The organism is Frankia sp. CgKIO3, from assembly GCF_977946435.1.
In genome coordinates this window covers 1-8,261 of record NZ_CDWTMO010000096.1, presented here as the reverse complement: position 1 = coordinate 8,261, position 8,261 = coordinate 1, and the positions used below count along the sequence as shown (strand labels likewise).

Sequence of the window (8,261 nt, the reverse complement as noted above, 5' to 3'; positions counted from 1 at the left end):
GCGCTACTGATCTCGTCGTAGACGATCGCGCCGTCCCGCACCGTCGGGCCGACGACCTGGTACCCGCGTGCACGCAGCACATCGACGAGCGTCCCGAGCACCGCCGGCTCGACGATGAGCTCGGCCACACCTGCGTTCGTCACCCCACCCTCCACCCCCCGGACAGCGATAATCTTCTGTAGCGAGTTCCATACCCCTGGGTGCCGTCGGGGAACATGCGCTTCAGATGGGGATCTCCGCCCTGGTAGCGGTGGACGCTGCGGACGGCCCGACCGCGATCCGCGCCACCGGCGGCGGGTTGTCGACCGGGCCGTGCTGGACCGGGCCTTGCTGGGATGTGCCTGTCCTCCTGGCGCCGCGGCGGCTGGAGTCGAAGACTGGACGGTATGAAGTCGTCGGCTGATCCCTGGGATAGGCCGGTACGGGTCGTCGGTGCCGCCGGTGGGGTGCTGTGGCGACCCACGCGGGACGGGCGGCAGATCGCGGTCGTGCACCGGCCGCGGTATGACGACTGGTCCCTGCCCAAGGGCAAGCTGCGCCGGCGAGAACATCCATTGCTCGGCGCGTTGCGGGAGGTCGAGGAGGAGACTGGTTGCCGGGCCAGGCTCGGGCCCCCGCTCGGCGAGTACCGCTACCTGACGGACGGCGGCAGGACGGTGAAGGCGGTCCGGTACTGGGGGATGCAGGCCCGTTCCGGCACGTTCGTCCCCACCCGGGAGGTGGACAGGCTTGCCTGGCTGGCGAAGGGGGAGGCGGCTCGCCGGGTCAGCTACGACACCGACCGCCAGGTGCTCGCCGAGTTTGGTCGGCTGCCGGCGCCGACGGCCGCGCTCGTCGTCATCCGCCACGTTCGGGCCGCCCACCATCGGCGCTGGGACGGGCCCGACCAGCTATGCCCGCTCGACGAGCGCGGCCGGGCCCAGGCGAGCGCACTGGTGCCGCTGCTGACCAGCCTGGGGATTCGCCTGCTGATCAGCGCCGACCTGCCCTGCTGCACCGCCACGCTCGCCCCGTACGCGCACACGGCCGGGCTCGCCATCGAACCGGAGCCGACGCTGGCGGACACCGGATATCCCGGATCGGAGGCGAGGGTGGTCGCTACCTTGATGGGGCTGGCGGCGTCCGGGACGCTGACGGCGGTCTGTAGCCAGCGCACCATCATTGCCGACCTGCTCCGACGACTCCTGGACGGCTGGTGCTGGCCGATCCCGGACCAGCTCGGGGTACGGGCAGGCGGCTTCTGGCTGCTGCACTGCCATCCCGGCAGGCTGATCGCAGCGGAACGTCACGATCCCGTAGCATGATTCGCCTGACGGTGCGTGTTCGTCACGCATGCAGAGCTGAACCCGTCATCCTTTTCAGCCGGTGCCGCTTTTCAGCCGGTGCCGCTGCGGGCCTCCTCAGGAGGGTGACGGACCTCGGAGTCCGGTCCCGGGTAGACGAAGCTGACGTGCCCGGTGTCGGACCAGCGGACAGTGAACGGGGGGTCGCCGGCCAGCGAGCGCACCTCAAGGATCTCCCCAATGCGCTCCGGTTGCGTGACGGTGGGACGGTGGACAACCAGGGTGTCGCCGGGATGGGCGCGCATCGCCCTACGTCAGGGCGGCAGTCCGGGCGCCGGCTCGACGGGCTCCTCGCCGGTGGTAGCCAGCGGTGGGGCCTCGCGGTGGGGGGCAAAGACCTCATCGGCGAGCGGGTGTACCAGCTCGGCCATCTCATGCTCGGTGCGGATGAGCAGATCGTCGACGGACAGCAGGCCGACGAGCCGGCGGCCGTCGACGACCGGGAGCCGGCGGATCGCGTGGTCACGGAAGATTTCGTAGGCCCGTTCGAGGTCGACGCCGGACGGCACGGTGATGACCTCGGTGGTCATGAGGGCGTCGATCCGGCTGTCCGTCAGGATACCGCGGACAACGCCACGTAGCACGATGTCGCGGTCGGTGACGATCCCGACCAGGCGATCGTTCTCCATGACGAGGAGCGCGCCCACGCCCTGCCGTTCCATCTGCGCCGCCGCGTCCCGGATCGTGGTGGACCGCTCCACGGTGACCGGCCGCCGGACGATCGTGCTACGGATGTCGGCCATGCTTACCCCCTCCAGGAAGGTGCTTGCCCCTGATGGTGACTCCTGGCTCCCCACACGGGAGGAGAAGCGGGCCGGCACCCGGGTGGGTAATAACGTCGCCCGGGGCCGCAGTCGGCCGGAGAGTTCGGGCCCTGCGACCGGGCATAGTCGGGCGTCAGCCCTGCTCAACTGTGATCTTCCGGCCGGACGTCTCGGCTGGCTCGACCGGAACGCGGACTTCCAGGATGCCGTCCTTATAGGTCGCGGCTGCCCGGTCCGCCTTCGCCCCGGGCGGAAGCGCCACGGAACGGCTGAACGCGCCATAGCGGAACTCGGTGCGGTACCCGCCGAGAGCCTTCTGACTTCTCGCCTCGTGCCGTTCGGCGTGTACCGCCAGCGTCCCTTCGGAGACGGTGACATCGACGTCTTTGTCCGGGTCGACGTCGGGGATCTCGGCGCGCAGGACGTAGGCGTCGTCCTCGGTGTACTCCTCGACCGGAACGTCAGCCCCGCGCCGGCCGAGCAGCTCCGCCGCGGACGTCCGTGCCTGCGACCAGGGCAGACCCAACAGATCGAACCAGTTCCGCCGGGGACGCTGGCGTTCCATGCTCGCCATCTGGTTGCTCCTTCCTGGCGGCCGGCGGCTGCCCGGCCCAGCCGGCACCGCACACGCCCGCCTGCCGGACGCCGCCGGCCCGGTGTAGACGGGTCCAGATTCCACCGGATGAGCGTCGCCAGACGGTCACCGAGTCGCGCGGATAGGATCACAATCTTCTCTTCTCCATAGAAGAATGCAGACCGTCACCTAGTGTGTCCTGTCTGACCACTTTCAGTCTCTACCCACGCTTGGCTCGCCCGAACCACAGACCGGCCAACTCCAGGCCCACGACGGGCTAGCTCACCCCGGCCGCTCCACCTCGACAGGAGGCCGATGATCGCCATCTATCCGCTCAGCCCGATCGCACACAGCTGCGGGCTGGATATCACCGCGTTGAGCTACCAGGACGGGCCCAGGAGTGAGGGGTTCGTCGCGGTGCAGCCGGTTCGCTTGGCCGTTACCGCGAATCAGAACAGAATGCGATCATCTACTTACTATAAGTAACCTACCTCACGTACGAGGCTGAACAGGGTGGGCACGTGGAAGGCGATCAGGTGGAAGCTGATTTCGTCCCGCAGGCGGAGATCGTCGTCGGGATCGACGGATCCGCGGACGCCGAGTGGGCGTTGCGCTGGGCGGTGGACGCTGCACGACTGCGGGACGCTCGCGTACGGGCGGTGCTGGTGTGGGCGGCCGCCGGACCACCGCACGAGCGATCGAAGCCGCCGTCGGCCACGTCCCCGGAGCACCCGTGCTGGACGGCGCAGTGGCTGCTACACGATGTCGTGGAGCGGGTCCGCAAGGACGAACCGGCGGCGCGGATCTTCGAACGGACCGTCTACGGGGCCCCGGTACGGATGCTGCTGGCCGAGTCCGACCGGGCGGCCATGCTCGTCCTCGGCGCCCATGGGGCAAGCCGGACGCAGCGGAGGCTGACCGGCTCGGTCAGCCTCGCCTGCGTGCACGACGCGGCGGTCCCGGTCGTGGTTGTCCACGGCGAGCGGGGCAGGAGCCGGCCCGGCCCCGTCGTCGTCGGGGTGGACGGGTCCGCCGCCTCGGTGGACGCGCTGGCCTGGGCCGCAGGCGAGGCAGCGCTGCGCCGGGCTCCACTGCGCGTCGTGCATGTGTGGGAGCCGCTGCCGGCAACCCTCACCGGGCGGGTGGGCCTCGGCGACGAGGCGTTTCGCGATGCCGCGCAGGCTGTTCTGGACGAGTCAGCGAACGCGGGCCTGGCCGGCTGGGAGGGCATCGGGGTGGAAACCGGCCTGATTGTGGGCAACGCCGCCTACGGCCTGATCAACGCGGCGGCGCGCGCCCAGCTGCTTGTGGTGGGCGCCCGGGGCCGCGGCGGCTTCGCCGAGTTGCTGCTCGGTTCCACCAGCTCCCAGTGCGTGCTGCATGCCGTCTGCCCGGTCGCCGTCGTTCGCCCGCCGCGCCGGCGTCACCGAAGCTGACGGCCGGGCCGCGGGGGAAGTCACCGGCGAACGAGGTACCGGCCCGGCAGAGCGGGCAGGCACAGTAGTGACCAAAGCTTCACCGTATGCTTTCGCCTGGATCAGGGTTTCGATATGAAACTGCTCGCTACGCGGCACCGGGCATCCCTCCACCTGGCACCCGCTACCCCCGCACCGCCCGACGCCTCCCGCCCGGGCCCGTCCCGCACGGCCGTGTCCGCAGCCGACCTCGGGCTGCTGCTGCTCCGGATGACCTTCGGTCTGCTGCTCGCCGGGCACGGCGCGCAGAAGCTCTTCGGCCTGTTCGGCGGCCACGGCCTCACCGCGACCGGCAAGGGATTCGCCCAGCTGGGTTACCACCCCGGCACCTTCTTCGCCGGGCTGGCCGGCGCGTCCGAGTTCCTCGGCGGGCTCGGCCTGGCGGTGGGCCTGCTGACTCCATTGGCGGCCGCGGCCGTGATCGGCGTGATGATCAACGCAATGATCGTGACCGCACCGAACGGACTGTGGGAAACCGACGGCGGCATGGAGTACCCGCTGTGCATCGCGGTGGTCGCGATCACGGTGGCGGCGGTCGGTGCCGGGCGGCTGGCGCTCGACCGCCTCTTCCGACGGCGCGACGGCGGGCTGCCCGAGGCGGCCTTCGCCCTCGGCCTCGGCGGCATCAGCGCCGCCATCGTGCTGGCGGTCTAGACCGAACTTACGTGATCGTTCTCTGCCGAAAGCGGCCGTGGCCAGGGCGTTCGAAGAGTTCGAGTCGGCACGCTCGAACCAGTGTTCGAAAGTAGACCTACGTTTCCGACAACAACCACTCTTCCCTAGGGCCTGCAGACCACTGTCGCCCGTAAACGTATCCAAACGACGACTCATTACCGTACTCTTACCTGTGACATAAGGTGAGGGAGTAGTGACGTGCTTTTGGATGGACCGGCAGCGCGCATCCCCGCCACCGCTGCGTCGACCGTCGGCACGTCGACAGCCCATCCGCCGACGACCGCCTCGTCGACGCGAGACGCCGACCCGCTGCCAGAACCGTCGGCCCTCGGTCAAGCTGTCCTGCTCGGGATGGAGATCGACGGAGTCCAGCGACAGATCCAGCACCTGACCGACGTGCTGAAGCAGTTACGCCGCCACCGCCAGCACTGGGAAGCCGGTGGCCGGGCCGAGCAGAGTGTGGTCCGAGTGCTGGTCGGTATGGACGACGCAGGGTGGCACGTGCTGCCGGACCGACGGTGGCCAGGTACCCGCCGGGCCAACATCGACGTGATCGTGGTGGGGCCTGGCGGAGTCTTCGTGGTAGACGTGAAGAACTGGCGAGAGATCATCGTCGAACGCGGCCGGTTATGGCGTGGCGACGCCGGCGCGGACGACGACGTCCGCAAACTTCTGGATCAGACCGTAGCGGTGGAGGAGGTGCTGGTAGAGGCAGGTCTGCCACCGACCGAGGTGGTTCCGCTGCTGGTTCTGGCCAGGCGGAAAAACGTCCGGGCACAACTCGACCGGGTGACGGTGCTCGGCGAGCAGGACCTAACCCGCGACCTGGCGCGTCGTGGCGCACGCCTGGCACCGGACCTCGTTGAACAACTACTGGACCGTCTGGCACGCGGTTGCCCGCCGATGCCCCGCGCCACCGCCACCGCCACCACCGCCACGGTCGTCACGGTCACCGAGGCGCTGACCTCACGGTCTGTCCGCCGTCCGGTCGCGCGCCGGGCAGGTCCCTCTTCGAACGGTACGGCCGCGACCGAAAGCCCAGCCGCTATCGAGCGTCCCACTCGGGCCTACTGTCCAGCTCCGGCCGGGCGTCCGATTTCTTCCGAGCCGCTGTCACCGCCCGAGCAATCGGTTCCACCAGATCAGGATGCACTGCTGAGCCGCGAGGAGCTGTGGCAAGAACTTCTCGACGCCGCCGCCCGGGAGCCGATCGAGACGTGGATGACCTGGCTGCACCCGACGCAGGCCCGCCTGGCCGGCCGGCAGTGGTCGGGTCCGGCCCGCGTCCGCGGCGCGGCCGGTACCGGCAAGACGGTCGTCGCGTTGCACCGCGCCAAGTATCTGGCCGCCCGCGGGGAACGGGTGTTGTTTACCTCGCTGGTGCGCACGCTGGGGCCGGTCTACCGAGCCCTGCTGACCCGGATGGCCCCCGAGCACGTCGACCGGATCGAGTTCGCCACCGTCCACGCCGTCGCCGCACGTTGTCTTCGCGAACACGGCTTGGCAGACCGACACCAGCAGGAGGCCGCCGACACCTGTTTCTGGCGCGCCTGGGGGCAGGTCGGGCAGTTCTCGGTTCTGCCCGGGCTCGGCCTGGCTCCCGGGTACTGGAAGGACGAGATCGCGACAGTCGTCAAGGGCCGAGGCCTGACCGACTTCGAGCAGTACGCCAAGCTGGCACGCGTCGGGCGCAGCACTCCCTTGCAACCGACCCACCGACGTGCGGTGTGGGAGCTGTACGAACGGTACGAGCAGCTCCGGACAGAGCGCGGCGTCCTCGATCGCGACGACGTGCTGCTCCTGGCTCGCGACCTGGTGCGCGAGAGTTCCGACACCCGGTACGACGCGGTGATTGTTGACGAGGTACAGGACCTGACGTGCGTCGGTCTGCAACTGCTGCATGCCTTCGTCGGCGACAAGCCGGATGGCCTGCTCGTGGTCGGCGATGGCCAGCAGTCCATCTATCCCGGCGGTTTCACCCTCGCCGAGGCCGGCGTCGCCGTCGTCGGACGCTCCACCGTGCTCGGGAGAAACTACCGTAATCGCGAGAAGATCCTGCGCTACGCCCAGGCGGTAGTCGCCGACGACAGCTTCGACGACCTCGACGGCGTCCAGGAACGCGGGCGGCGCGAGGTCGACGTCGACCGGCCGGGAGGCGAGATCCGCGAGGTCACGGTGTCGGGCACCGTGGCGCAGGATGCGGCGCTCTGCGAACACCTCGTGGAATTCCATGACAATCGGAACGTCCGTTACGGCGATATGGCGGTGCTCGTGCCGACGAACGCCGCGGCTGCGCGGTGGCTGCGCGTCCTCACCGATCGGGGCATTCCAGCGGTTTCCCTCAACGAATATGACGGAACCAGCTGTGAGGCGGTCAAGGTCGGGACGTACCACCGAGTCAAGAGCCTCGACTTCGCCCACGTCTGTGTTCCCGACCGCAACCTCTTCCCGAAGCCGTGGCGGCCGTCCGAGTCGGCCGACGCGTTTCGCGAGCGTACCCAGTTGGAACGCCGACAGATGTACGTGGCCATCACGAGGGCACGAGACAGCGTGTGGGCCGGTATTCGCGAGGTACCCGACTCGGACCACTCGATCCCCGCCGAGATCGGGCACAGCTCCAGGTAGGAACTCTGGAACGATCCCGCTTTCGTGGTCAGCACGTCCCCGACAACGAACTACGACATCTACGAGTACCTGCGGGTCGGCAACGGGATCGGCCCGGTGCACCGGTCATTCCTGCGGTTTGACACCAACGCGATCGAGGGCAAGCACGTCACCGCCGCGACGCTGAAGCCGCCGCGGACCCGACGCTCGACCGCCGTGCGGGCCGGTGCCCGGCCCTCCGATGGGCCGCTCCACCCAGGGATCTCGTGTGTACACAATTCCGGGTCCACTTCGAAGCTGGTCAGCCCTGGCCTGTGGACAGAGATTGACCCGAATTTCCTGCGCATCCGGGCCTCCTTCCCGACCCGACCCGACCCGCTATTACGCCTTATCACCATCGCATGCACTTCGGTTCGATTCCACCCAAAAGCGGACAGTTGTTAACTGGGTTGATATATTTAGGTAATATCCGCGCGCCACCGTCTCCGGCATGTGACGCTACGTACGCGAGGTGCGATTCCATCACTAGCTCTGGGGGAAGAGGTGTTGTGGCGCTCATGCCTGTGACTCGGATGGTTGAACGGCCCCATCCGGAACAGGGAATACGGAGATCAAGGAAGCGATCGTTCCTGTCTATTGAGACGTCCACGCACCCGTTTACTGGTCCGATCGGGTAGAAAAATTGGCCAGGGGTGCGGCCGGCAGTCGAGAAAATTCCGGCCGGAACGTGCGGTGTTCTCTCCACGCCGGCACACGCAGAGATGCCTCCTGCTGACTCCTGTTTGCCGATGGCCAGGTTTTTCTCGAAACCATACAAACCTACGTG

Annotated in this window: 8 protein-coding genes; 5 read left to right on the top strand and 3 right to left on the bottom strand. The window is 68.4% G+C overall.

Features of this window, described 5'->3' with window-relative positions; all coding sequences use genetic code 11:
• The first annotated feature begins 386 nt into the window (after positions 1 to 386).
• Complete coding sequence (locus AC08OJ_RS12320; RefSeq protein ID WP_476593022.1) at positions 387 to 1,304, top strand: NUDIX domain-containing protein; 918 nt, start codon at positions 387 to 389, stop codon at positions 1,302 to 1,304.
• 71 nt (positions 1,305 to 1,375) lie between these two features.
• On the opposite strand, the gene AC08OJ_RS12315 is transcribed toward AC08OJ_RS12320, so the two are convergent.
• From AC08OJ_RS12315 to AC08OJ_RS12305, 3 genes are all read right to left on the bottom strand, one after another.
• Entirely contained in the window at positions 1,376 to 1,588 is a 213-nt protein-coding gene (locus tag AC08OJ_RS12315; protein ID WP_476593023.1) for a DUF1918 domain-containing protein, read from the bottom strand.
• Positions 1,589 to 1,597: 9 nt separating this feature from the next.
• A complete protein-coding gene (locus AC08OJ_RS12310; RefSeq protein ID WP_476593024.1) occupies positions 1,598 to 2,086 on the bottom strand; it encodes a CBS domain-containing protein in 489 nt (162 codons plus the stop codon).
• A gap of 154 nt (positions 2,087 to 2,240) precedes the next feature.
• Positions 2,241 to 2,681 carry an Hsp20/alpha crystallin family protein gene (locus AC08OJ_RS12305; RefSeq protein ID WP_476593025.1) on the bottom strand — a complete coding sequence of 147 codons (441 nt, stop codon included), beginning with the start codon at positions 2,679 to 2,681 and terminating at the stop codon, positions 2,241 to 2,243.
• 521 nt (positions 2,682 to 3,202) lie between these two features.
• Between AC08OJ_RS12305 and AC08OJ_RS12300 the strand changes: the two genes are divergently transcribed.
• The 4 genes from AC08OJ_RS12300 to AC08OJ_RS12285 all read left to right on the top strand — a co-directional run bounded on the left by AC08OJ_RS12300 (position 3,203) and on the right by AC08OJ_RS12285 (position 7,879).
• A complete protein-coding gene (locus AC08OJ_RS12300) occupies positions 3,203 to 4,117 on the top strand; it encodes a universal stress protein (protein ID WP_476595785.1) in 915 nt (304 codons plus the stop codon).
• 114 nt (positions 4,118 to 4,231) lie between these two features.
• Positions 4,232 to 4,810, top strand: a complete 579-nt coding sequence (locus tag AC08OJ_RS12295; RefSeq protein ID WP_476593027.1) for a DoxX family protein — start codon at positions 4,232 to 4,234, stop codon at positions 4,808 to 4,810.
• 219 nt (positions 4,811 to 5,029) lie between these two features.
• Positions 5,030 to 7,456, top strand: coding sequence for a UvrD-helicase domain-containing protein (locus tag AC08OJ_RS12290; protein WP_476595784.1), 2,427 nt, complete (start codon positions 5,030 to 5,032; stop codon positions 7,454 to 7,456).
• Between the two features lie 24 nt (positions 7,457 to 7,480).
• Positions 7,481 to 7,879 (top strand): hypothetical protein, encoded by a 399-nt coding sequence (locus tag AC08OJ_RS12285; RefSeq protein WP_476595783.1) that lies wholly within the window; start codon positions 7,481 to 7,483, stop codon positions 7,877 to 7,879.
• The last annotated feature ends 382 nt before the right edge of the window (positions 7,880 to 8,261 follow it).